Genomic DNA, 24194 nt, shown 5'->3' with positions numbered 1-24194 from the left:
GGTGACGAATGGACGGCGACCGTTGCATTTTCGCCATCCACCCGAAGGAAGGCCGGCGCGACGCCAGGCTGCGCCGGAACGGCGACGACTGGAGGCCGCGGTGGCCGGCGGCGGACGCCGCCATGGGCCCAGCGCCTCACGCCCGCTCGAGAACCCGTCCCGCCTCAACCGTGGCGATCGCCGCGGCGAGATGGGCGCTGTCCTCGTCGATGGCGAGAAAACGACCGGAGCCCCATGTGTTCAGCCAGCCGAGACCGACGAAGTAGAAACCCGGAACGGCCGTGACGCCGCGATCGAAGACCGGCTTGCCGCGGGCGTCGAAGACCGGGACCTCGATCCACGAATAATCCGGCCGGAAGCCGATCGACCAGACCACCGAGGTGATCCCCTCGGCCGCGGCGTCGATCTCGGTGATCTCGCGGTCCGGCCGCCAGACCTTCTCGAAGGGCGGCTCTTGCGGCGCGTCGATGCCATTGCGGGCGATGTGGGCGTCGATGGCCTCACGGATGCCGACATAGCTGCGGTCGGCGTCGTCGAGGTTCTTCTCGAGGTCCGGCTGGAAGCTAATCCGCGTGCCCTCGATGCCGTCGACCGAGCCGTAGAGCGACACGCCGTCCTCGAGCGCGAAGCGGCGCAGGTCGATCTCGTGGCCGCCGTCCCGCCCGGACATGTAGTGGTTGGTCTGGCTGACCGCCTTCACCGGATCCGGATGGTCGCGGATGGTCATCGCATAGTGGCCGGCGTCGTAGAGCCAGTCGGTGGCGTCGCGGCCGCGATATTTCCGCGGGCTCCTCGGCGCCGGGCCGACCGCCAGATGCACCTTGCGCCCGGCGCGCACCAGATCCTCCATGATCTGGACGCCCGACTGGCCGGTGCCGACGACGAGCGTGGCGCCGTCCGGCAGTTGCGAGGGCCGGCGATAGTCCCGCGAGTGGATCTGGACGATCGCCGGGTCGAGCGCCTCCGCATAGGGCGGAACGATGGGCGTGTCGTAGCCGCCCGAGGCGATCACCACCTGGTCGGCCGTCCAGACGCCTGCCGACGTCTCGACGACATAGCCGCCGCCGCGCCGGGCGATGCGGGTGACGGCAACGCCCTCGCGCAGCGGCGGCTTGAAGCTCGCGGCGAAGCGGTCGAGATAGTCGACGATCTCGTCCTTCACCATGAAGCCGTCGGGATCGTCGCCGTCATAGGGAAAGCCCGGCAGGAGGCACTGCCAGTTCGGCGTGACGAGGCAGAACGTGTCCCAGCGGTTGACCCGCCAGGAATGGAACCGGCGATGGCGCTCGAAGACGACGTGCTCGATGCCGCGCGTGATAAGGTGCCGGCTGACCGACAGGCCGGCCTGGCCGCCGCCGACGATCGCCACCGGAACATGGCCGGGGGCATGGGCATGGGTGGCCGTGCTGGTGTGGCGGGTCATCGCTGCATCCTCCCGCGATCCTCGACCGACAGGCAGGCGACGCTCGCCTCCGGGCTTTCGAGAAAGGGCTTTGCCCTCGCCTCGATGTCGGCGAGTTCGGCCATGGCGGAGGTGCAGGCAAAGCCGTATTTCGCGGCGACCCGGTCCGAGGCGGCGTTGAGGCCGTCCCGTGCCCGGGCGAGGAAGTCGGCGAGCGGATAGGTCTCGCCGGCAGCAACATAGCGCGTGATGGCGGTCGAGGGCGAATAGCAACGCTGCTCCGCGCCGTCCGGCCAGCGGATGGTGAAATGGACCTCAGGCATCAGAGCCCTCCGAAGATGCGGGAGCGGGACGAAGATACGGCCTTGCGCGCCAGTCCCAGAACGGCGCGGAATGACCCTGCGAGTGGAACGTCACCTGCGTCGACCTGGTCACCTCGCCGATCGGGCCGGCATAGATGCCCCGCTCCCAGAAGGCCTCGGCGAACCGCTCGACCTTCCTTTCCGGCATGGTGGCGAGGAACCCGAAGCTCGGGAAGGTGCGCAGCCAGCGTTCCAGCGGGACGCCCTCCGGCGTGAAGATCCGGTCGAGATCGAGATCGATGCCGACGCCGGAAGCCTCGGCCAGCATCAGCGCGGTCCCGGCGATGCCGCCCTGGCTGATGTCCTTGCCCGCCTTGAAGATGCGGCGCTCGGCGAGGTCGGAGACGAGGGCGAGGTCGCCGCGCAGGCGCTCGTGCGGCTTGTCGAGGGCGGCGCAGAAATTGTCGAAGCTCGGGCGATACGCGCCGTGCATGTCGACGACGATGACGAGGGTGTCGCCGGGCTTGGCGTCGAAGCTCGTCACCAGCCCCCTCGACCGGCCGAGGACCGTGACGGCGAGGCCGAGTTCGCTGGCGCCGAAATTCGTGTGGCCGCCGACGATCGGCACGCCATAGGCCTGCGACGCGGCCCGCAGCCCCGCGAGCAGCGGCGCGGCGGCCTCGGGCGACGGCGCCCAGACCTGATCGACGAGGGCGACGGCCCATCCGCCCATCGCGGCGATGTCGGAGAGATTGACCATCACGCCGCACCAGCCGGCAAACCAGGGGTCGTCGGCGACGAAGGCCGGAATGAAGCCCTCGCCGGCCAGGAGGTCGAACCCGCCCGCGGCATTGTCGAGGATCGCCGCGTCGTCGCCCGGCCGGCCGATGCCGTTCGGATCGAGGCCGAGCGCGCCGGCGAGATGGCCGATGGCGAGCTTTCCGAGGATCGACGGGTGCTGGCGAAGGCGTTCGGCGAGCTCTTGGCAATCGATGCTCATCGCCGTGTCACCAGGCGATCGCCGGCGGGGGCGCGGTGCGCTTCGCCAAAGCGAGGAAACCGGCCTGCGGATCGGCGATGGGCGGATAGGCGGCAAGGTCGGCGCGCATGCGGGCGTGGACCATGCCGTGGAGGACGACTTCGTCCTCCACATCCCAGGAGAGATGCCGGAACATCTCGACGTTCTGCGCCTGCACATGGGCGAGGAAGGTGTGGCAGCCCCGGCCGTTGGCGGTGGAGACGGCCAGCCGGATCAGCTCCCGGCCGAGCCGGCCGACATGGCGGAAGCGGCTGTCGACGGCGAGGCGCGAGCCCCACCACAGGCCCGGCCGTTCCTCGTGGATGCGCACCGTGCCGACCACCTCGTCGGCCTCGTGGGCATAGGTGGAGAGCGCCACCAGCGACGTGCAGTCGCCGTCGATGCCGTCGCGATCATGGACGGGAAAGAGCTTCTGCTCCTCGACGAACACCCGGTGGCGCAGCGTGGCGGCTCCCGCCTTTTCCCACGCCGCCGTCGCCGCGCGGATGAAATAGCCGGGCGAGTGGAAGACGGAATGATCGATCGCGTTCATCAGGCCCTCCGTTGCTCGGGCGCCGCCAGGATGGCGGCCACGGCCGGTGCTTCGCGGGGAACCGGTCTCCCGGCCGCAGCGAGTGTTCCGGCCGACGCCAACCTGGTGCCCGGGGCGAGCTTTTCGTAGGTGGAAAGCGCCGAGCAGGCGCCGCAGCGGCCGCAGCCGGCCTTGATCTCGCCCGACGACATGCCGGCGTTCCGGATCATCCCGGCGAGCGGCGCAAGCACGCTCGCCATGAAGTCGGCGCTCGGGGCGGCGTGACTCTCCAGCGGCGTGCCGGAGATCGGCACGAAGGGCACGACGAAGGGATAGACGCCGATGGCGCAGAGCTTCTCGGAGATGGCGAGGATCGCCTCGGCCGTGTCGCCGAGGCCGGCGAGGATGTAGGTCGAGACCTGGCCCCTGCCGAAGACCTTCACCGCCGCCTCGAAGCTGGAGAAATACTTCTCCAGCGGCACCGACGCCTTGCCCGGCATGATCGCCTGGCGCACCTCAGGCGTCACCGCCTCGAGATGCATGCCGAGGGCGTCGACGCCGGCCTCGCGCATCCTCTGGTGCCAGTCATCGTCCTCCGGCGGCTCGCATTGCGCCTGGATCGGCAGGTCGACCGCCGCCTTCACGGCGCGGGCGCTCTCCGCCAGAACCGCCGCGCCGCGATCCTTGCCCGGCGGCGTGCCCGTCGTCATCACCATGTGCCTGACGCCGTCGAGCTCCACCGCCGCCCTGGCCACCTCGGCGAGCTGCGCCGGGGTCTTGTGGGCGATGGTGCGCCCGGCGGCGAGCGACTGGCCGATGGAGCAGAACTGGCAGGTCTTCTTGCGGCTCTCGTAGCGGATGCAGGTCTGCAGAACCGTCGTCGCCAGGACGTCGCGGGAATGCAGGACGGCGATCTTGTTGTAGGGAATGCCGTCGGCAGTGGTGAGATCGTAGAAGCGCGGCCGCGAGGGAAAGCGCACCTTGGCGACCTCGACGCGGTCCCGCGTCACCCGCGACAGGCCCGCGGCATCCGGCGCGTCGACCAGATAGGGGCTGTCGAAGGCCGGCGCGGTGTGGACCGGCACCATCACCGTGGTCGTCCCGATCGTCACCGCCTTGTGGTCGGACGGCCCCGCACCGCCGCGGCGGCTGTCGTTGCCGGCGCGCGGATCGACCAGCCGCATGCCGCGGGTCTGCAGGTCGTTGATGAGTTCGGCGTCAGACATGGTCGGCCTCCTCGGCGGGAATCGGGCCGGCCGGCCCGGACATCGGCGCGGTCGGCATCGGCAGGGCGGGGTCGCCGATTACATGCCGCGGCATTGCCGGCTGCACGTCGTGGACGAGCGACAGGAGCTCCGGCCGGGCATAGTGGCCGACCGAGTCCATCATCCGCTTGCGCTTGGTGATCAGCCGCATGTCGAGATCGGCGACCAGGATGCCCTCGCCCTCCGTCAGCGGCGGCACGAGGTGGCGGCCCTCCGGCGAGACGATGCAGGTCATGCAGCCGTCGCGCAGCCCCTTCTGGAGCTTGGGGTCGGGATGGATCTCGGCGATCTGGTCCTCGCTCAGCCAGCCCGTGGCGTTGACGACGAAGCAGCCGGATTCGAGCGCATGGTGGCGCATCGTCACCTCGATCTGCTCGCCGAACACCGGCCCGACGAGGCTGCCCGGAAAATGGCTCGCGTGGATCTCCTCGTGCTGGGTCATCAGCGCGTAGCGGGCGAGCGGGTTGTAGTGCTCCCAGCAGGCCAGCGCGCCGATGCGGCCGACGGCGGTGTCCACGACCTTCAGCCCGGAGCCGTCGCCCTGCCCCCAGACCATCCGCTCGTGATAGGTCGGCGTGATCTTCCGGCGTTTCAGGACGAGGGTTCCGTCGGCGTCGAAAATGAGCTGGGTGTTGTAGAGCGAGCCGTGGTCGCGCTCGTTGACGCCGAGGACGATCACCATCCCCCGCCGCCGCGCGGCATCCGCCACGGCGTCGGTTTCCGGCGAGGGAACGACGACGGCTTCCTCGTACAGCTTCAGGTGGGGGGCGCCCTGGCTCACCGGCGGCAGGACGAAGGAGAAATAGGGGTAGTAGGGGACGAAGGTCTCGGGAAAGACGATCAGCTCGGCGCCCTTGTCCGCCGCGTCTGTGATGGCGTTCAGCACCCGCTGCATCGTCCCGGCGCGGCCGGACAGGTCCGGCGCGATCTGCACGGCGGCGGCCCGCACGGTATCGGTTCGCATCCTCGTCTCCGGTTCTTCGCAGGATCTGCGTTCGGGGCAAGATCTGCGTTCGGGGTGAGGCGCCGGAGATCCGGCGCCCCTCTGTCATCGACGGAACGGGCCCGGTCAGACCGTCCAGGTGTCGAGGATGACGGCGTTGGCCTTCTTGTGGAGGAGGATGCAGTCGAGCACGTCCTGGGGCGCGATCGGCGTGATCCCCGGCAGCAGCGACGGCTCGCCATGGCCATAGAGCGCCTGCAGCGCGAAGCGGCAGGCATAGACCTTGCCGCCCTCGCCCATGAACTTGTTGAGATTCACCGCGAAGTTCTGGTGGCCGGGAAACGCCTCGTCGCCGAGCTTGGGAAAGCCGCGCTGGATGCCGAGCGTCACGCCCGGTCCGTAGAGCAGGATCGAGGTCTCGTAGCCCTTGCGGTTGAGGCGGATGGCGTTGAGGATGTTGACGAGGCCGATCGAGCCCTCGAAGGCGACCGTGTGGAAGGTGACGAGGGCCTTCTCGCCGGGCGCCGCCTTGACGTCCTCGAAGACCTTTTCTTCGTAGTCGACGAAATAGTCGCCGTCCTTGTGAGCTTCCTGGGTGACTGCCGGCATCGTGCTCTCCTCTTCGAAGCGTGAACCCGATCCGAGAGTGGGGCCGATCAAAATCTCCGGTCAATCTCCATTCTATTCTCCATACAATTATTTCGCTGTTGCATCGTCATTCTGGCGGATTATCCATCATATGGCGTCATTTTGAGCGGCTTTTGCCGCAAAACGATGCAGCGGAGAGCCCGTCATCGCTTGCCTTGGATCGCCACAATGTCCATACAATCTTGCGAACACCGTCGCGCGGTTCTCACGAGGCCGCCACACCAGGATGCCTGCCGATGAACTGGGTTCCCGAGCTGCCGAACAGCGGCAAGCCGCTCTATCTGGAGATCGCCGATGCGATCGCGGCGGACATGCGCGCCGGCCGGCTGAAACCCGGCGAGCGGCTGCCGCCCCAGCGGCGCCTCGCCAAGCGGCTGTCCATCGACTTCACCACCGTGTCGCGGGCCTATGCCGAAGCGCGCATGCGCGGCCTCGTCGACAGCCATGTCGGGCGGGGCACCTTCGTCGAATCCGCCGAGACGGCGGGCGGGCGGCCCGACGCGGTGCGCGGCGAGGCCGAGGACCTGACCATGAATATGCCGCCGGAGCCCACCGATCCGGCGCTTCTCGCCAAGATGCAGGCCGGCCTTGCCTATGTCGGTGCCAATCTCGTGCCGCTCCTGCGCTACCAGTCGACCACCGGCAGCGAGAAGGACAAGGTCGCCGCCTCGTCCTGGCTGTCGATGCGCGGCATGGTGCCGAAGCTCGAACGCATCGCCGTCACCCCCGGGGCGCATCCGACGATCACCGCGATCCTCTCGATCATCGCCAAGCCCGGCGACACGATCCTGTGCGAGGAGATCACCTATCCGGGGCTGCGGGCGATCGCCCGGCTCCTGAACCTCGAGCTCGTCGGGCTGCCGATGGATCGGCAGGGCATCCTGCCCGACGCCCTCGAGGCGGCGATCCGCGTCCAGGCGCCGCGGGCGCTCTACCTCAATCCGACGCTGCAGAACCCGACGACGGTGACGATGCCGACCGAGCGGCGGCTCGCCGTCGCCGAGATCCTCACCCGGCATGGCCTGCCGGCGATCGAGGACGACGCCTATGGCTTCATTCCGCAGAAGGCGCCGGCGCCCCTCGCCGTCAGCGCCCCGGAGCTGATCTGGCACATCGGCGGCCTTGCAAAGTGCATCGGCTCGGGGCTCCGCCTCGCCTACACCGTGGCGCCGAGCGGCAAGGATGCGTTGCAGCTGACCCAGGCGCTGAAGGCGATCAGCGGCATGGCCTCGCCGATCTCGATGGCGCTCGCCACCCAGTGGATCGAGGACGGCACGGCGGACGGCATCCGCAGATTCATCCGCGCCGAGAGCGAGGCCCGCCAGGAGATCGCCGCGCAGGTGCTCGACGGCTTCGATTTCGACACCAACCAGTATGCGTTCAACATCTGGCTGCGCCTGCCGACGGGGTTTTCCCGCGCCGACCTGATGGGACGCATGGCCGGGCGGCACGTCGGCATCATGCCCTCCGATGCCTTCACCGTCACGGGACCGCCCGGGGAGGCCGTGCGGGTCTGCCTCGGCGGCCAGATCACCCGCGACAGGCTGCGGGCCGAGCTGATGGTCATGGCGAGCGCCCTCCAGAGCCACGCCTGGGGCGGCTGAGACGCGACGACGTCAGTGTCGCAGAGCGTCCCGCTCGAGCCATTCCCGCTCCGCGTGACCGCATCGCAGAACCGGATGCCGCCGTGCAGGGGCATGGCCTGGCCGGCGAAGCGCGGCGGATAGGAGGTCAGCGAGACGATCATGGGGCGGGCGAGGCCGATCCGCTGGCGCCGGCCTGTCTGACCGCCGCCTATTCCCGGAGCGGCCGCGTGCTGTCGCGCGCCAGCAGCCGGCCCTGCATCAGGATCCGGCCATCCGGCGGCAGCATGTCCGCCGCGTCGGCGCCGGCGAGACGGTCGATCAGCAGCTGCGCCCCGACGGCGCCCAGTTCGAAGCGCGGCTGGGCGATCGTCGACAGCGTCGGCTCGCAGAAGTCGGCGAGTTCGATGCCGTCGAAGCCGATCACCGAGACGTCGTCCGGCACCCTCAGGCCGGCGGCATGCACGGTCTTGACGAAGGCGATGGCGGTCTCGTCGTTGCCGCAGACGACTCCGCTCGGCCGGTCCGGCAGGGCCAGATAGGCGTTGGCCCCGGCAATGCCGCCGGAAAAGGCATAGTTGCCCGGATGCTCGATCAAAGCATCGGGTCCGAGACCGGCCTTCTGCAGCGCCGCGAGAACGCCGCGGTGGCGCGTCACCTCGTTGTAGTTGCCGGGCGGCCCCGACACGTAGAACAGCCGCCGATGGCCGAGTTCGATCATGTGTTCGACCTGCATCGCCGCCGCCCGCTCGTCGTCGAGGAGAACCGCCGGCAGGCCCTCGACCCTCGGATCGGCGCAGATGGCCACCGCCGGCAGCCCCGCGTCGAGGATCGAGCGTCCCGCCACCTTCGGCAGATCGCCGGAAATCGTCAGGAGCCCCGCGACATGGCCGGAGGATGCCAGCTCGATCAGCCGCAGGTCGTGGTCGTCGGCCTCCATGTAGCCGGTGATCAGCACGTAGCCCGCCTCGGCCAGCCGCACGTCGATGCCATGCAGCACCTCGGCGAAGAACGGCGGGTTGGTCCGCCGCGGGACGATCACCAGGACGAGCCGCGAATGGCCCGCCCGCAGCTGCCGGGCGATGGAATTGGGCGTGTAGCCGAGGGCGGCGACCGCCTCGAGCACCTTGTCGCGGGTCTCGGACTTCAGCTTGTCGGGCGCCGAGAGCGCCCGCGAGACGGTCGCGACGGAAACTCCGGCCGCCGCCGCCACGTCGCCGATCCGCGGCACGCGCCGCGCCTCCCCGGAGGTTTTTCCACCGTCTCTCATTTTCAGAATCATCTGCTTGTAATGGAGGAAATTTCGTCTTACCATTGATGTAATCGATTACAGAAACGGTAATCGCAGAGACCACAAGGTCCGATTTCGGGAGGAAATGCAATGAAGGAACTGGTTCGTTCGATGCTCGTCGGCGCGGCGTTCAGCCTCGCCGCCATGCCCGCGAGCGCTCAGGAGAAGCCGCGGGCGGAGGTCATGCACTGGTGGACCTCCGGCGGGGAATCCGCCGCCATCAAGACCTTCGCCGACGCCTATGCGAAGGCCGGCGGCGAATGGGTGGATTCCGCCACGGCCGGCGGCGAGAATTCCCGCGCGGCGACGATCAATCGCATGGTCGGCGGCCAGCCGCCGACGGCGGCGCAGTTCAACACCGGCCGCCAGTTCGACGATCTGGTCTCGCAAGGGCTGATCCGGCCGATCGAGGACCTGGCGCAAGAGGGCGGCTGGAAAGAGGCGATGCCGACCTCGCTGGTCGCCGCCGCCAGCCGCGACGGCGAGCTTTATGCGCTGCCGATCAACGTCCACGGCCAGAACTGGACGTTCTATTCCAAGGACGTCCTCGAAAAGTCCGGCGTGAGCGAGCTGCCCGCGACCTGGGAGGCGATGATCCCGGCGCTGCAGAAGATCAAGGACGCCGGCTTCACGCCCCTCGCCCTCGGCGGCCAGCCCTGGCAGGAGCGCGCTTTGTTCAACGCCATCCTTCTGCAGCAGGGCGGCAAGGACCTCTACATGAAGGTCTATCGGGACAAGGACGAGGAAGCCGTGCGCTCGGAGGGCTTCCGCAAGGCCGTCGAGACCTACGGGGCCCTGCGCGCCATGGTCGATGCCGGCTCGCCCGGCCGCAGCTGGAACGATTCGACCTCCCTCCTCCTCCGGGACCAGGCGGCCATTCAGGTGATGGGCGACTGGGTGAAGGGCGAGTTCACCAATGCCGGCGAGAAGCCGGGCGAGGACTATGGCTGCACCATCGGCCTCGACGACACGATGCTGATGGTCGGCGGTGACGTCTTCGTCTTCCCCAAGACCGATGAGCCCGCCGAGAAGGCGGCCCAGGACCTCCTCGTCGAGACGATGATCTCCAAGGACGCGCAGATCGCCTTCAACCTCGCCAAGGGCTCGATGCCGGTTCGCAAGGACGTCGACACGGCGAGCTTCGACGCCTGCGCGCAGAAAGGGCTGAAGCTGCTCCAGAGCGAAGCGGGGCAGGCGCCGGTATTCGAGATCCTGGTGAGCGCAAGCCTCGCCGGCTCGGTGGACGACGTCGTCACGCAGTTCTGGAACAACCCCTCGGCCGAGCCCGACGACGTGGTCGAAGGCTTCGTCAACGCCTTCGAGATCGAGGGCTGAGATCGAGGGCTGAGGATGTGGGGTGAAACAGCCCCACGCTTCTCCCGGAACCATGAGGCGGCTGTAACGATGCCGCCTCGCCCGGCCGGGCCGGGACGAGCAGTCGCACATGGCGGGCGCCACGGCGCCCGCGGGAAGCGGCTCGCCCGTCTTCGCCGAACCGCCCGCGTCCGGCCGACATCCGTTGCGTTTCCTTGACCCTTGTTGCGATGAGAGGAGCCTTCATGACGGCGCCCCGCAAGCGTCTTTCGACGGCAACCCTGGTGCTCGTCCCGTTCTGGGCGGTGGTGCTCGCCGCCTATGTCGGCACCATGCTGTGGACCGTGCAGATTTCCTTCACGGCCTCCAAGCTGCTCCCTGTCGACGACTATGTCGGCTTTGCCCAGTACGAGCGGCTGTTTTCCTCGACCCGCTGGATCGTCTCCATGCAGAACGCCGTGATCTTCGGCGTCCTGTTCATCACCGGGGCCCTGGTCCTCGGCTTCCTGCTGGCGGTGGTCCTCGACCAGCGGGTGCGCTTCGAGAACACCCTCAGGACGATCTTCCTCTATCCCTATGCCATGTCCTTCATCGTCACCGGGCTGATCTGGCAGTGGCTGATGAATCCCGGCCTCGGCATCCAGAAGACCGTGCGCGACTGGGGCTTCGAGAGCTTCTCCTTCGCCTGGGCGGTCGATCGCGACATGGCGCTCTACGCGCTCGTCCTCGCTGGCCTGTGGCAGGCCTCCGGCCTCGTCATGGCGCTGATGCTGGCGGGCCTGCGCGGCGTCGACGAAGAAATCTGGAAGGCCTCGCGCATCGACGGCATTCCGGCCTGGCGGGTCTATCTCTTCGTCGTCGTGCCGATGCTGCGGCCGCTGATCGTGACGGCCGTGGTCCTCCTGTCGATCAGCGTCGTCAAGGCCTTCGACCTGGTGGTGGCGCTGACCAATGGCGGGCCCGGGATCTCCTCCGACATGCCGGCGAAGTTCGTCATGGACAACCTCTTCACCCGCCAGAACATCGGCCTCGCCACGGCGGCCGCGACCGTCATGCTGATCACCGTCGCCGCCGTGCTGGTGCCGTGGATCTACGCCGAATATTTCCGCAAGGCGAGAAAGGGAGCGGCGGCATGAGCCTCGAGACCGCACGGCCCCGCGGGCCGCATGCCGAAAGCGCCACCCTCGCCTTCCGGGCGACGGCGCCGGGACGCGCAGCCGGATCCGAGGGAGCACACGAACGATCCGCGACGCGCGGGCGCAAGCCGAGCCATCTCACCATCGGGCGGATCGGCCTTTACGGCTTCGTCGCCGTCGCCGCGGCCTTCTTCATCCTGCCGGCGGTCGTCATGGTCCTCACCTCCCTGAAGACCATGCCGGAAATCCGCGAGGGCTCGATCTTCGCGTTACCGGAGAGCTTCGACCTGACGGCATGGATAAAAGCCTGGTCGAGCGCCTGCACCGGCCTCGACTGCGACGGCATCCGGGTGGGCTTCTGGAACTCCGTCGTGATCACCGTGCCGAGCACGATCTTCTCCATCGCCGCCGGCGCCACCCTCGGCTACGCCCTCTCCTTCTGGCGGGTGAAGGGTGCCGACATCCTGTTCGCCGTCCTGCTTCTCGGCGCCTTCCTGCCCTACCAGATCTTCCTCTATCCGATGGTCCGGGCCTTCTCGATGGTCGGGCTCTACAACACGCTGGCCTGCATCGTCATCGTCCACGTCATCTTCGGCCTGCCGATCATGACGCTGATCTTCCGCAACTTCTATGCCGGCCTGCCGGTGGAGTTGTTCAATGCGGCGCGGGTCGATGGCGGCGGCTTCTTCCGGATCTTCTGGAACGTCATGCTGCCGATGTCGACGCCGATCCTCATCGTCGCGGCGATCCTGCAGATCACCAACATCTGGAACGACTTCATCCTCGGCCTCGTCTTCGCCGGCCGGGAGAACCTACCGATGACCGTGCAGCTCAACAACGTCGTCAACTCCACCTATGGCGAGCGGGAATACAACCTCAACATGGCGGCGACGATCCTCACCGCCGCGGTTCCGCTGCTCGTCTATTTCGTATCCGGCCGCTGGTTCGTCCGCGGCATCGCAGCGGGAGCCGTCAAGGGATGAGCCAGCAAACCGCCACCGTCGACAAAAGACCCGCGCATCAGGGGGCCAACCGCATGAACGAGCGCCAGGGCGCCGGCCACACGCCGCATGGCCGGCCGGCCGGAGAGACTGCACGAACCGCCGAGCCGTCCGTCTCGGTGCGCGAGCTCGACATCGCCTTCGGCGCCCACAAGGTGATCTCCGGCCTCGATCTCGACGTGTCGCCGGGAGAGTTCATCGTGCTGCTCGGCCCCTCCGGCTGCGGCAAGTCCACCCTCCTCAACGCCATCGCCGGGCTCCTCGACATTTCCGACGGCGAGATCTGGATCGACGGCAAGAACGTCACCTGGGCCGAGCCGAAGGACCGCGGCATCGGCATGGTGTTCCAGTCCTATGCGCTCTATCCGCGCATGAGCGTGGAGAAGAACCTGTCCTTCGGCCTCAGGATCTCGAAACTTCCGAAGGCCGAGATCGACGGCCGGGTAGCGCGCGTCGCCGAGCTCCTGCAGCTGGACGGCCTGTTGAAGCGCCGGCCGTCCGAACTGTCCGGCGGCCAGCGCCAGCGTGTCGCCATCGGCCGGGCGCTGGTGCGCAACGTCGACGTCTTCCTGTTCGACGAGCCTCTCTCAAACCTCGACGCCAAACTGCGCAACGAGCTGCGGGTCGAGATCAAGAAGCTGCACCAGCGGCTCGGCAATACGATGATCTACGTCACCCACGACCAGATCGAGGCGATGACGCTGGCCGACCGGATCGCCGTCATGCGCGGCGGCGTGATCCAGCAGCTCGGACCGCCGAAGGAGATCTACCGCAAGCCGGTCAACCGCTTCGTCGCCAGCTTCATCGGATCGCCGTCGATGAACTTCTTCGAGGGCGAGTTGCGCGGCAGCGCCGATGGTTCGGCCGGCAGTTCTCCGGATGGTCCCGCCTTCGCACCCGGCGGCTCCGGAGCGGCCCCTTCCATCCCCCTCGCCCGCTACGACTTCATCGAACGGGCCCCGTCGAAGAGCCGCCCCGCCGTCTTCGGCATCCGGCCGGAGCACATCGCCCTCGGCGACCAGCCGGACGGCCACTTCAGCGCCGAGGGGAAGGTCGATCTCGTTGAGGCGATGGGCGCCGACACCATCGTCTGGACGAGCCTTGCGGGCGTGCCGCTCACCATCCGTACCGACGGCGAGACCGAGATCCGCCCCGGCGAGACGATCCGCTTCGGCTTCGACCCGGCCAGCGCGTGTCTGTTCGACGCAGCGACCGATCTGCGCCTCTGACCCGCTTTCCTCTCCCCCATCCTTTCACCTTCCATCGAGGACGTCACTTCATGGCACTCATCGCCCCCATCTCCTTCCAGCTCTATTCCGCCCGCAACGCCCCTCCCGGCACCGACGTCCTGAAGACACTGGCAGACGTCGGCTACACCAATGTCGAGACCTACCGGCCGAACTACGAGGACGCCGAGGGCTTCCGCAAGGCCCTGGACGCGGCCGGCCTCACCGCCAGGAGCGGCCATTTCGACCTCGCACTCGCCGAGGAGAATTTCGCCCGTGTCGTCGAGCTCTGCCGCATCCTCGGCATCGAGACGGTGGTGATCCCCTATCTCCTGCCGGAGGTCAGGCCGCAGGACGCGGCCGGCTGGCGCGAGATCGGCCAGAGGCTGGCCGAACTCTCCGCCGAATGCGCCGACGAGGGCCTGAGGCTCGCCTGGCACAATCACGACTTCGAGTTCCTCGCCCTTGCCGACGGCTCCTATCCGATCGAGCACATCCTGACCGAGGGCGTCCTGTGGGAGGCCGATCTCGCCTGGATCGCGCGCGCCGGGGCAGATCCGGCCGAATGGCTCGAACGCTATGGCGCGAGGCTCGTCTCGGTCCACGTCAAGGACATCGCACCGGCCGGTGAAAATCTCGACGAGGATGGCTGGGCCGATGTCGGCACCGGCACCGTCGACTGGGCAACGCTCTGGCCGATCGCCGTGCAGGCCGGCGCCAGCCTGATGATCGCCGAACACGACAAGCCGTCGGACTTTGCCCGCTTCGCAAGGGTGAGCGCCGACAAGATGCGCGAACTCGCCGCAGCGAACGCCTGAGACGGAAAGACACTCCCATGACCCTTCGCATCGGCCTCGTCGGCTGCGGCAACATCTCCGACATCTACCTGATCAACGCCCCGCGCTTTCCGGCGATCCGCTTCGTCGCCTGCGCCGACCTGAAGCCCGAGGCGGCCCGGCGCCAGGCAGACGCCTACGGCATCGAGGCGCCGGGCGTCTCCGAACTCCTCGCCCGCGACGACATCGACGTCGTCCTCAACCTGACCATCCCGGCAGCCCATGCCGAGATATCGCTTGCCGCCATCGAGAGCGGCAAGCATGTCTATTCGGAAAAGCCGCTGGCCAGCACGCTGGCCGACGGCATCGCCATCATCGAGGCCGCCAGGGCGCGCGACCTCAGGGTCGGCAGCGCCCCGGACACGGTGCTCGGCGCCGCGATCCAGGCGGCGCGCCAGCGGATCGATGCCGGCACCATCGGCCGGCCGGTGCTCGGCACCGGGGCGGTGCTGTCCCATGGCATGGAGCACTGGCATCCCGATCCGACGTTCTTCTTCAAGCCCGGCGGCGGCCCGGTCTTCGACATGGGTCCCTACTACCTGTCGGCACTGGTCAGCCTGCTCGGGCCGGTGGCGAGCGTCCAGGCCACCGGCCAGATCGCCTTCGAGACCCGGACGGTGACGACGCCCCATTCGCCGATCAAGGGGCACGAGATCCCGGTCGAGGTGCTGACCTCGGTGCAGGCGCTGTTGTCCTTCGAGAGCGGCGCCGAGATCACCTTCCTTGCCAGCTGGGACGTCTGGCGCCACGGGCTGCGCCCGCTGGAGATCCACGGAACGGAGGGCTCGATGCGCGTTCCCGATCCGAACTGGTTCGGCGGCGAGCTCGAGATCGCCATCGGCCAGGGCGACTGGGAGACCACCGACACGTCCGGCCGGACCTTCGGCGGCGCCAACTGGCCGCAGGCCGAGCCGCGCTTTGCCAACTATCGCGGCCTCGGCCTCGCCGAGATGGCGTCGGCGATCGAGGCCGGCAGACCCCACCGCGCCAATGGCGACGTGGCGCTGCATGTCCTCGCCGTCGTCGACGGCATCATCGAGGCGGCGACGACGCGCAAGAGCGTGACGATCGCTCAGCGTTGCGAACGACCGGAGCCCCTCGGCGAGGCCGAGGCGGCGCAACTGGTCGAAGGTGGAACGCGGTAATTCGCGCCGGCCCGCCCGGCTTCACGCCCTCGCCTGGCCGCTCCCATGCAACAGGGATGGCAAGACTTGGACGGGCCGACAGATGAGGGAGAAGGTAAACACCGGATGCGCGCCCCGATACGCGAAACCAACTTCGGAGCAGGCGACATCCGGTGTCGGAATCAGTTCTATCGAAACGCGGTTACCGTTCTCTTTACTCGCCGGCCGCAGCGACGAATTCTGCGAAAAAGCATCTGCTCGAAGCGTCCCGCGAGGAGACCACGCATGGCAGCGCCCGGCGGCTCTGACCGCGGGCGCTGAACAATCCGCAAAGCTGCGGCGGCGAAGGGCCGGCGAGCGAGCGGCTTCGCGGCGGGAGGTTCCGGCCAGCGACTCCGCCTTCAACGGGACGCGCTTCGAGCCCGCAGGCCGTCAGGCGGCGCGCCGGTTGCCGGCGGCCGGCGGCGCGCCTGCTTCGCCGTGCATCGCGGCGCTTGCCTCCGTCAGCCGGCGATAGCAATCTGCGAGGATGTCGAGGTCGATCGGCGCCTGGCGGATCAGGGCGCTTTCGATGGTCTCGCGCCGATAGCCGGCCTTGTGGAGCGCGGAAACGAGAGCGCTGATGATTTCCGGGTCTTCCAGACGCTTGACGGGGCGCTCATACACGGGCGTCGATCCTTGAGAAGGCGGGCTGGGCAGTGCGACCCGCCGTCGGCAGATCGTGCTTCGTCCCTGGCCTGGCGCGGGATCACCGTTCGATCCCCGCGAGCCGAAGATGACCATCCGTGACTGGCGCGAAACTGGTGGCAAGCCCCGCCGAAGATCATCAAACCGTGGCAATTCCAACTGCTTGCGCGCCGCCGCCGGGATGACCTCGATGCCCCTGTCCCTCGTCCATCGCCTGCGTGCCGGCCACGTTCTCCTGGCCGACGGTGCCATGGGGACGAACCTCCTTTCCGCCGGCCTTGCCGTCTCCAGGGCACCGGAGACCTCGCTGGAGGAGCGGCCGGAAGCGATCGGCGCCCTTCACCGGGCGTTTCTCGCGGCAGGGGCGGACGTCCTTCTGACCTGCTCCTTCGGTGCCAACCGGCCGCGGCTGGCGCTCTGGGATGCTGCGCCGCGATGCGTCGCTCTCAACCGCCGAGCCGCCGAACTCGCCCGCGACGCGGCCGCGACGGTGGCCCGGCCTGTTCTCGTGGCGGGGTCGATCGGGCCGACATGGCGGCGACCCGGCCCCGGCGAAGATGCGTCGCATGAAGACGACGAGGCCGAAGGGATCTTCGCCGAACAGATCGCCGGCCTGAAGGCGGGCGGCGTCGATCTCGTCTGGCTGGAGACGATGGTTTCGGCGAGCGAAGCCCGCGCCGGCGCCAGGGCGGCGATCGCGGCGGGCCTGTCCTATGTCGCGACGGCGAGCTTCGGCGCAGGCGGCCGGACGCCGGCGGGCGAATCGCCTCTGGACTTCGCCGCCGCCTTCGACGGACTGCCGGTCCCGCCGCTGGCGATCGGCGCCAATTGCTGCGAAGGGCCTGCCACGGCGCTCGCCGCCGCCGCCGCCATGGCGCGGACGGACGGCGTCGCGCTGGCCGTCAAGCCGAACTGCGGCCTGCCGCAGCTCCGGTCGGGCGTGTTCGAACACCCCGTCGGACCGGCCGCGATGGCCCGCCATGCCCATGCGGCGGTGGCTGCCGGCGCACGGCTCGTCGGCGCCTGTTGCGGCGCGACGCCTGCCCATGTCGCGGCCATGCGCCGGGCGCTCGATCACCCACTCGATGCCGCCCGCCCGCGCTAGAGCGGGATGGCTTTTCTTCGAATCGCCACCCCGCTCAGGATCTTTCTTCCGAATGATCTTCTCCGAACGCCGGCAAGCCACCTTTCGGGATCATGCTCTAGCCGCAGGGCTTGCCGGAGCGAGGGAAGCTGCTTCTCCACAACGCAGGTGCAGCATCGCTTTACGGTTGCGGCAGATTTTCAGCCAAACTTAATGACTCTCGGACTCTCATCGGGTCTGCCCAATCGGACCGGATTGATCATGCGGCGTTTCGTCTCGATTCTCGTCTTCCTCGCCTTGCTCGCCACTGGCGTCTCGCCGGCATTCGCCACGGCGGCCAATGCCTCGTTCTCCCTTGCCGGCGGCGACGTCTATGTCTGGATCCTGATCTCGGCGGGGCTCGTCCTGTTCATGCAGATCGGCTTCCTGATGCTCGAGGCCGGACTCGTGCGGTCCAAGAACTCCATCAACGTCGCCCAGAAGAACCTCCTCGACCTGCTCCTGTCGATCGTCGCCTTCGCGGCCGTAGGCTTCATGTTCGCCTTCGGCAGGGACTCCGGCTACGGCTTCGGCCATGAGGAGCGCTTCGCCTTCCTCAGGGACCTGACCCCGTCCGAGCACGCCTTCTTCGCCTTCCAGGTCATGTTCTGCGGCACCGCGGCGACGATCGTCTCCGGCGCCGCGGCCGAACGTCTGCGGCTGGCGGTCTACGGCATGGTCTCGCTGCTCATCGCCGCCTTCATCTATCCGATCTTCACCCACTGGGCCTGGGGCAACGCCCTGCATCCGAGCGAATCGGCCTTCCTCGCCAATCTCGGCTTCATCGATTTCGCCGGCTCGACGGTCGTCCACTCCACCGGCGCCTGGATCTCGCTCGCCGCCTGCATCGTCCTCGGACCGCGCATCGGCCGCTTCCTGCCCGACGGCACGCCCCGTCGCATCCAGGGCCACAGCGCCGTCCTGGCGACGACCGGCGCGATGATCATCTTCGTCGGCTGGATCGGCTTCAACGGCGGCTCGACGATCGAAGCGACGCCGGCGATCGCCGCCATCATCGCCAACACGGTGCTCGCCGCCGGCTGTGGCGGCACGGCCGGCTATGTCTACGGGATCTGGAAGGACGACGGCATCAGCCAGCCCGAAATGCCGATCTGCGGCCTGATCGGCGGGCTCGTCGCCGTTACCGCCGGCTGCCACATCCTCGACGGGCTCGGCGCCATGACGCTCGGCGTCGTCGGCGGCCTCATCGCCATCATCGGCAACGACTTGGTCGCCCGCTGCCGCATCGACGACGCGGTCGGCGCCATCGGCTGCCACGGCTTTGCCGGCATCGCCGGCACGCTCGGCCTCGCCCTCCTGGCCCCGCTCGACACGCTGGTGGACGGCGACCGCCTCACCCAGCTCGGCATCCAGGCCGCCGGCGCCGGCTTGAACTTCCTGTGGACGTTCCCGATCGCCTACGGCTTCTTCAAGCTGGCCGATCGCATCGAGCCGATCCGGGTCAGCGCAGCGGAGGAGGAGCGCGGCCTCAACCAGTCGGAGCATGGCGCCTCCCTCGGCACCGGCGGCCTCGAGATCGCCTTGTCGGCCTATATCTCCGGCCGCATCGATCTCGGCCATCGGCTGCCCGTCGAGACCGGCGACGAGGCCGAGCGCGTCACCCGGTTGTTCAACGCCTTTCTCGACGAGATCGAGAATACCGAAATGGCGCGGCGCGACAGCGAGACCCTGCGCCGGAGCACCCAGGAGGCCGAACGTCTTACCGCCATCGGCGATGCCGCCTTCGAGGGGCTCGCGGTCGTCGTCGACGGGCGGGTGGTCGACATGAACGCCGCCTTCGCCCGCCTGGTCGACGAGCCGGCGGCCAAGCTGCGCGAAACGCCGATCGCCAACCTCGTCGACGGCGGCAACGCGGCGACCCTCGCCGAGCTGTTGGACGGCGACGAGACGCGCGCCTACGAGATCTTCCTGAAGCGCCGCTGCGGCGGACTGATCCCGGTGGAGGCACGGTCGCGGGCGATCGTGATGCGCGGCGTCGCCGCGCGCGTCGTCGCCTTCGCCGACGTCAGCGAACGCAAGGCGGCCGAAGAAGCTCTCCGCTTCACCGCCCATCACGACACGCTGACGGGGCTGCCCAACCGCGCCCTCTTCGCCACCCAGCTCGAAACGGTCATCACCCGGGCGAGGGAGACCCGCCGCAGCGCCGCCCTGATCAGCGTCGACCTCGACCACTTCAAGGATATCAACGACCTTTACGGACACCCGGCGGGAGACGCCGTCCTGCGCGCCACCGCCGAACGGCTGTCCCGGATCGCCGGGCCCGCAGGGATCGTCGCCCGGCTGGGCGGCGACGAATTCGCCATCATCCTGGCGGACCAGCCCTTCCGCAACCAGGTGGCCGATGTCGCCTTCCGGATCGTGCGCGCGGTCAGCGAGCCGCTCGACGTCGGCAACGGCATCCAGATCCGGCCAGGCGCCAGCGTCGGCTTCGCCCTCACCCCCGACGACGCCGTCGAGCAGGAGGCCCTGATCTCCCGGGCCGATGTCGCGCTCTATCATGCCAAGCGCAACGGCCGGAACACCTTCGCCGGCTTCGAATCGGGCATGGACACGGAGTTGAAGACGCGGCGCGAACTCGAGGCCGATCTCGCCCGGGCCGTGGAGCGGAACGAGCTCAGCCTCTGCTTCCAGCCGCGGGTCGGGGTGAAGAGCGGCGGCATCGTCAGCTACGAGGCGCTGGTGCGCTGGAACCATCCGGAGCGCGGGCTCGTCCGGCCCGGCCTGTTCATCCCGATCGCCGAGCAGTCCGGCAAGATCGACGAGATCGGCAACTGGGTCATCCGCGAGGCGTGCCGGCAGAGCCTGGCATTCCTCGACGGCGCCCCGATCAGCGTCAATGTCAGCGGTCACCAGCTGCGCTGCCGCGGCTTCGTCGAGAACGTCCTCGCCATCATCGAGGAGGCGGGCTTTCCGCCGGAGCGCTTCGAGATCGAGCTGACCGAGAGCATCCTGGTGGAGGACCGGCAGCGGGCGCTCGCCATCCTCAAGGCGCTGAAGCGCCGCGGCATCCGCCTCGCCCTCGACGATTTCGGGACCGGCTACTCCTCGCTCAGCTACCTGCGGGCCTTCCCCTTCGACACCATCAAGATCGACCGCAGCTTCATCATGAATCTCAGCCACGACAACAGCTCGCTGGCGATCGCCGATGCGGTCATGAATCTCGGCCGGGCCCTGAACCTGTCGATCGTCGCCGAGGGCGTCGAGACGTCCGAACAACTGGCCATCCTCTCCAGCCGCAGCTGCGACGAGGTGCAGGGCTACCTGTTCGCCCATCCGCTGCCGGCAGAGGAGGTGCCGCGGGTGATCGACGGGCAGCTCGCCACCATGCTCCGCGGCATCGGCGGGCTGGCTGGCGCCGTCCGCAGCGCGTGAGTGTCGCCGCGTCTGCTGGCGGGAAGTGCTGCCGGACGCCGCGAGCCTCACACGGTCGCCGGCCTGTGGAGCCGCCTGCCGGCTCGCCGGACCGATCGTCCCCCATGACGGCCCCGCCGCCCGCTCACGCCAGCGGTCCGCGCGGCGCTTGGGCTTAGCCCCCTCGGCGCCGGACGGAGACCGGGGCCGACGGTCTCACGCGTCCGCCAGCCGGCGTTCGTTGTCGGCATCGAACTTCAGGATGTCTGCCGTCATCCGGCCCGTCCATCGGGCGACGAACGCCGCGGTCTCCGCGGCCTCGAGATGCGCCGTCAGCGCGCTTTGGTCCCGCCAGCGCTCCGCCACCAGCATTCGTCCGGCCGGCGCATCCTGCGGGGCGACGGCATAGAACAGGCATCCCGCGCGGGCTCTCGCGCCGCGAGCCAGAGCTTCGACATCGGCGGAAAACTCGCCGACGTCGCACGGGTCGATGTGGACGTAGCCGGTCAAGATGATCATCGTCGCTCCACCTCAGGCCACGGTGAGGATGATCTTGCCCTGGATGTGCCCCTGCGCCGCGCGCTCATGCGCCTTGCGTGCGTCGGCGAGCCGGTAGGTGCTGTCGATAACGACGCGGATTGTCTCGTCATCGAGGAACCGCGCCAGCTCAGCCAGCTGCGCGCCGCTCGACCGCACCTGGGTCGTCGAGACCGTGACGCCAAGTCGTTCGGCCTCATCGGCACCGGCAAAGCCGAGCGGAAACACCGGGAAGAGCGCGCCCCCGCGCTTCAGCGTGCGCAGGAAGCGTCCCGTGTCCGGTCCGCCGACCGTATCGATCACGAGGTCGATGCCACGCACCGTGTCCTCGGGAGCCGCCCTGGCGTAGTCGACGAAATCGTCGGTGCCCAGACCGCGCAGGAGGGTCTCGTGCCTGCCCGACGCCACGGCGATGACATGGGCTCCCTTCAGCTTGGCGATCTGCACTGCGAAGTGCCCGACGCCGCCTGCGGCGCCGTTGACGAGGACGGTCCTGCCGTCCAGCGGCAGCGGCTCGTGCGGTCTCGGCTGAAGCGGGTTCGGCTCGTCATGTCCGGGATCGACCAGGAACTGCCACGCGGTCAGCAGCGACATCGGCGCTCCTGCGGCGTGCTCATGATCGATGCGGGCCGGCTTGAGCGCCACTTCCGAGGCCGGCACGGTGACGTATTCGGCATAGGCTCGGCTTTGACCGGCAAGACCACCCGGAAAGCGAACCATCGCATAAACCTCGTCACCGGCTGCAAAGCCCTCGACATCGCCAGCGACCGCTTCGACGATGCCGGAGACGTCCGTCCCGGGAATGGCGGGAAACGCAACCTCCGGCCGCCACTCGGGCGGCAGCATCCCGTAACCGTCGCGCAGGTACCAGTCTGGCGGGTTGAGCCCGACCGCGCGGACCCGGACGAGGACCTCCCCCGGGCTCGGCAGGGGTTTGGGAGCGTCCTCGTAGACCAGCACTTCCGGGCCGCCGAACGCATGGAACCGGACCGCTTTCATCATCACTGTCGACATCGCTTCCACCTTGATCACGATTGGTATATCTGGATACGGATCAGCGCTCCGTATATCCGGAGCAGTGTTCCGTTTGTCAAGTGGAGCCGATGAGAGCGGACGCCCGAAAGAATTACGATCACCTTCTGAACGTCGCACGAGAGGTCTTGAGGGAAGGCGGCAGCGATGCGTCATTGCGCGATATCGCCCGCCGGGCCGGCGTCGGCCTCGGCACGCTCTATCGCCACTTTCCCAAACGGGAGGCCCTGCTGGAAGCCCTCCTTCGCCAGAGCTTCGACGGGCTCACGGCACGAGCGGACGAACTGCAGCGATCGAGTTCGCCCGAACAGGCCCTGGCGGCGTGGCTGCGCGAGATCGTGGCGGTGACGCACAACTACAGGGGTGCAATCGCCCCGATGGTCGCTGCCATATCGGAGCCGGACTCGGCCCTCCACGCTTCCTGCGTCTCGATGAAGGCCGCCGGCACCGCACTCCTGGTGCGCGCTCAAGCCGAGGGCAAGGCCCGCACCGACATCGATGGCACCGACCTGTTCGCCCTGGTGAGTGCGCTGGCGTGGCTTCACGACCAGCCGTCATTCGCCAGCCGTGCCGATCACCTTTCCGACGTCATCGCGGACGCGATCCTGTCCGGACGCTGAACCAGCGAAGCGGGTGAAACTGCGGTTCGCGCGGAAGGCGGTGATGCCGGCCCAGCTCGATCGCCGCGCGGTCACAGCCGCGCATCCTCAGGCCGACGGCCGATCGGGCCGAAGCCCGCCAGTCGATCCGGAAGACCTCCACGGCCACGGGGGCGCAAGGCCGGCCCTATGGCAGGATGCCGCAGCCACGCGAACTCACCCCTCGACGATCTCGATGAAGTCTTCCGGGGTGTCGGTCTCGATCTCGATCACCCAGAAGTCCGGGTCGAAGCGCGCTTCCTTCTGAAACCTTGCATCGAGGGCCGCCTCGTCGCTGGCCGCCTCCTCCATGAAGCGCCGCGCGCCGCTCTCGTCGGACAGGCTCTGGACGGCGGGGCCGAACAGCCGCAGGGCTCCATCACGGGAGCGCGCGACGACGAAGACCGCACCCGCCGCGTCGGCGCCGCGACGCACGACAGCCGCAAAGGCGCCGGCGATGAACAGCCGGCGCGAGAGCTGGGAGACGAAGAGTTCGCTGGTGATCCGCACCCTGCAGGGACTAGTCCACGAGGCCGATGGCGGCAAGCCGCTTGAGGACCTTCTCGTTCGGCGTGCCGGTGACGTCCATCCCCTCCAGCGCCTCGAAGGTGCGGATCGCGGCCCGGGTCTTCTCGCCGAGGACGCCGTCGACGCTGAGCTCGGCGACCTGTGCCGAGGCCAGCGCCGCCTGGATCTTCTTGACCCGCTCGGCCTCGCTCAGGGCGGCGAAGCGCGCCTCGCCCGCAGCGCCGCGGGGCGCTGCCGGCTGCGGAACCGCGGCGACGCGGCCACCGGTCTCGATCGAGGCGGTCTGTTCCGGATCCGGCCGCTCCAGCGGGCGCGGCGCGGGCGCCGGGATGTTGTCGATCTCGACCGGGGCGGCCGCCTCGGCCGCATCGGTCGCCGCGGGAGCGGCCGTGCCGGGAGCCGCGGGCTCGGCCACCTCGGCGAAGCGTGCCGGATCCGGCGTCTGCGACCGGCCAGCGCTGGGCGCCTGCGCGCCGGCAGCGGGAATGGCACGCGTGACCAGCATCGGATTGGGATGACGGCCCTGCTGCTCGTAGAGGCCGTTGACCGACACGCTGATGACGATCACGCCGAAGGCGGCGATCCCCGTCGACAACGCCGGATGGCGCGCGACGAGGCGCAGGAAGCTCTTGGCTCCCCGCATCGACATCGCGGCC

Annotated in this window: 22 protein-coding genes and 1 pseudogene; 10 read left to right on the top strand and 13 right to left on the bottom strand. The window is 68.6% G+C overall.

Going from position 1 to position 24194, the window contains the following annotated elements; all coding sequences use genetic code 11:
• Positions 1-136: 136 nt before the first annotated feature.
• The 7 genes and pseudogenes from ATO4_RS02815 to ATO4_RS02785 all read right to left on the bottom strand — a co-directional run bounded on the left by ATO4_RS02815 (position 137) and on the right by ATO4_RS02785 (position 6071).
• Positions 137-1423 carry an MSMEG_0569 family flavin-dependent oxidoreductase gene (locus ATO4_RS02815; RefSeq protein WP_083589902.1) on the bottom strand — a complete coding sequence of 429 codons (1287 nt, stop codon included), beginning with the start codon at positions 1421-1423 and terminating at the stop codon, positions 137-139.
• A complete protein-coding gene (locus tag ATO4_RS02810) occupies positions 1420-1725 on the bottom strand; it encodes an MSMEG_0570 family nitrogen starvation response protein (protein WP_083589901.1) in 306 nt (101 codons plus the stop codon). The genes ATO4_RS02815 and ATO4_RS02810 overlap by 4 nt, the downstream gene beginning before the upstream one ends.
• Complete coding sequence (locus tag ATO4_RS02805) at positions 1718-2704, bottom strand: sll0787 family AIR synthase-like protein (RefSeq protein WP_083589900.1); 987 nt, start codon at positions 2702-2704, stop codon at positions 1718-1720. The genes ATO4_RS02810 and ATO4_RS02805 overlap by 8 nt, the downstream gene beginning before the upstream one ends.
• Before the next feature lie 7 nt (positions 2705-2711).
• A complete protein-coding gene (locus ATO4_RS02800) occupies positions 2712-3275 on the bottom strand; it encodes an MSMEG_0567/Sll0786 family nitrogen starvation N-acetyltransferase (protein ID WP_083589899.1) in 564 nt (187 codons plus the stop codon).
• A gap of 116 nt (positions 3276-3391) precedes the next feature.
• Positions 3392-4480 (bottom strand): annotated as a pseudogene (locus ATO4_RS02795) (MSMEG_0568 family radical SAM protein); the annotation flags it as partial.
• On the bottom strand, positions 4473-5483 hold the full coding sequence (locus ATO4_RS02790; protein WP_083589897.1) for a Nit6803 family nitrilase: 1011 nt from the start codon (positions 5481-5483) through the stop codon (positions 4473-4475). The gene ATO4_RS02790 and the pseudogene ATO4_RS02795, both read right to left, overlap by 8 nt.
• A gap of 105 nt (positions 5484-5588) precedes the next feature.
• The gene (locus tag ATO4_RS02785) at positions 5589-6071 is read right to left on the bottom strand and encodes an MSMEG_0572/Sll0783 family nitrogen starvation response protein (protein WP_083589896.1); all 483 of its coding nucleotides are present in this window, start codon (positions 6069-6071) and stop codon (positions 5589-5591) included.
• 275 nt (positions 6072-6346) lie between these two features.
• On the opposite strand from ATO4_RS02785, the gene ATO4_RS02780 reads away from it, so the two are divergent.
• Positions 6347-7714 (top strand): PLP-dependent aminotransferase family protein, encoded by a 1368-nt coding sequence (locus ATO4_RS02780; RefSeq protein ID WP_083589895.1) that lies wholly within the window; start codon positions 6347-6349, stop codon positions 7712-7714.
• Between the two features lie 190 nt (positions 7715-7904).
• Here the strand turns inward: ATO4_RS02780 and ATO4_RS02775 are convergent, their stop codons facing one another.
• A complete protein-coding gene (locus tag ATO4_RS02775) occupies positions 7905-8963 on the bottom strand; it encodes a LacI family DNA-binding transcriptional regulator (protein ID WP_176222837.1) in 1059 nt (352 codons plus the stop codon).
• A gap of 111 nt (positions 8964-9074) precedes the next feature.
• On the opposite strand from ATO4_RS02775, the gene ATO4_RS02770 reads away from it, so the two are divergent.
• The 6 genes from ATO4_RS02770 to ATO4_RS02745 all read left to right on the top strand — a co-directional run bounded on the left by ATO4_RS02770 (position 9075) and on the right by ATO4_RS02745 (position 15642).
• A complete protein-coding gene (locus ATO4_RS02770) occupies positions 9075-10319 on the top strand; it encodes an ABC transporter substrate-binding protein (RefSeq protein ID WP_245308533.1) in 1245 nt (414 codons plus the stop codon).
• 224 nt (positions 10320-10543) lie between these two features.
• Positions 10544-11434, top strand: a complete 891-nt coding sequence (locus tag ATO4_RS02765) for a sugar ABC transporter permease (RefSeq protein WP_083589893.1) — start codon at positions 10544-10546, stop codon at positions 11432-11434.
• Positions 11431-12417, top strand: a complete 987-nt coding sequence (locus tag ATO4_RS02760; protein ID WP_083589892.1) for a carbohydrate ABC transporter permease — start codon at positions 11431-11433, stop codon at positions 12415-12417. Before ATO4_RS02765 ends, ATO4_RS02760 begins: the two co-directional genes overlap by 4 nt.
• On the top strand, positions 12414-13664 hold the full coding sequence (locus ATO4_RS02755; protein ID WP_245308532.1) for an ABC transporter ATP-binding protein: 1251 nt from the start codon (positions 12414-12416) through the stop codon (positions 13662-13664). Before ATO4_RS02760 ends, ATO4_RS02755 begins: the two co-directional genes overlap by 4 nt.
• 59 nt (positions 13665-13723) lie before the next feature.
• Positions 13724-14479: a sugar phosphate isomerase/epimerase gene (locus ATO4_RS02750; RefSeq protein ID WP_176222853.1), complete on the top strand. Its 756-nt coding sequence runs from the start codon at positions 13724-13726 to the stop codon at positions 14477-14479.
• Between the two features lie 17 nt (positions 14480-14496).
• Positions 14497-15642 (top strand): Gfo/Idh/MocA family oxidoreductase, encoded by a 1146-nt coding sequence (locus ATO4_RS02745; protein ID WP_083589890.1) that lies wholly within the window; start codon positions 14497-14499, stop codon positions 15640-15642.
• A gap of 411 nt (positions 15643-16053) precedes the next feature.
• Here the strand turns inward: ATO4_RS02745 and ATO4_RS02740 are convergent, their stop codons facing one another.
• Positions 16054-16287, bottom strand: coding sequence for a hypothetical protein (locus ATO4_RS02740; protein WP_083589889.1), 234 nt, complete (start codon positions 16285-16287; stop codon positions 16054-16056).
• 211 nt (positions 16288-16498) lie between these two features.
• Here ATO4_RS02740 and ATO4_RS02735 point away from each other — a divergent pair, with 211 nt between their 5' ends.
• Together ATO4_RS02735 and ATO4_RS02730 are read left to right on the top strand one after the other, a co-directional pair.
• Complete coding sequence (locus ATO4_RS02735) at positions 16499-17413, top strand: homocysteine S-methyltransferase family protein (protein ID WP_176222836.1); 915 nt, start codon at positions 16499-16501, stop codon at positions 17411-17413.
• Positions 17414-17653: 240 nt separating this feature from the next.
• On the top strand, positions 17654-20824 hold the full coding sequence (locus ATO4_RS02730; RefSeq protein ID WP_176222835.1) for an EAL domain-containing protein: 3171 nt from the start codon (positions 17654-17656) through the stop codon (positions 20822-20824).
• A gap of 195 nt (positions 20825-21019) precedes the next feature.
• Here ATO4_RS02730 and ATO4_RS02725 read toward each other — a convergent pair whose 3' ends face one another.
• Both ATO4_RS02725 and ATO4_RS02720 read right to left on the bottom strand, forming a co-directional pair.
• The gene (locus tag ATO4_RS02725) at positions 21020-21322 is read right to left on the bottom strand and encodes an antibiotic biosynthesis monooxygenase (RefSeq protein ID WP_083589886.1); all 303 of its coding nucleotides are present in this window, start codon (positions 21320-21322) and stop codon (positions 21020-21022) included.
• Between the two features lie 12 nt (positions 21323-21334).
• Positions 21335-22354 carry an NADP-dependent oxidoreductase gene (locus ATO4_RS02720; RefSeq protein WP_083590163.1) on the bottom strand — a complete coding sequence of 340 codons (1020 nt, stop codon included), beginning with the start codon at positions 22352-22354 and terminating at the stop codon, positions 21335-21337.
• A 173-nt stretch (positions 22355-22527) separates the two neighbouring features.
• On the opposite strand from ATO4_RS02720, the gene ATO4_RS02715 reads away from it, so the two are divergent.
• Positions 22528-22992: a helix-turn-helix domain-containing protein gene (locus tag ATO4_RS02715; protein WP_348626443.1), complete on the top strand. Its 465-nt coding sequence runs from the start codon at positions 22528-22530 to the stop codon at positions 22990-22992.
• 195 nt (positions 22993-23187) lie between these two features.
• On the opposite strand, the gene ATO4_RS02710 is transcribed toward ATO4_RS02715, so the two are convergent.
• Complete coding sequence (locus ATO4_RS02710; protein WP_083589884.1) at positions 23188-23520, bottom strand: DUF1491 family protein; 333 nt, start codon at positions 23518-23520, stop codon at positions 23188-23190.
• A 10-nt stretch (positions 23521-23530) separates the two neighbouring features.
• Positions 23531-24187 (bottom strand): peptidoglycan-binding domain-containing protein, encoded by a 657-nt coding sequence (locus tag ATO4_RS02705; protein WP_139802218.1) that lies wholly within the window; start codon positions 24185-24187, stop codon positions 23531-23533.
• Between the last annotated feature and the right edge of the window lie 7 nt (positions 24188-24194).

This window comes from Aurantimonas sp. 22II-16-19i, assembly GCF_002088275.1.
GTDB lineage: Bacteria > Pseudomonadota > Alphaproteobacteria > Rhizobiales > Rhizobiaceae > Jiella.
Note: the sequence above shows the minus strand (reverse complement) of the source record. Positions and strands in the feature narration are given on the sequence as shown.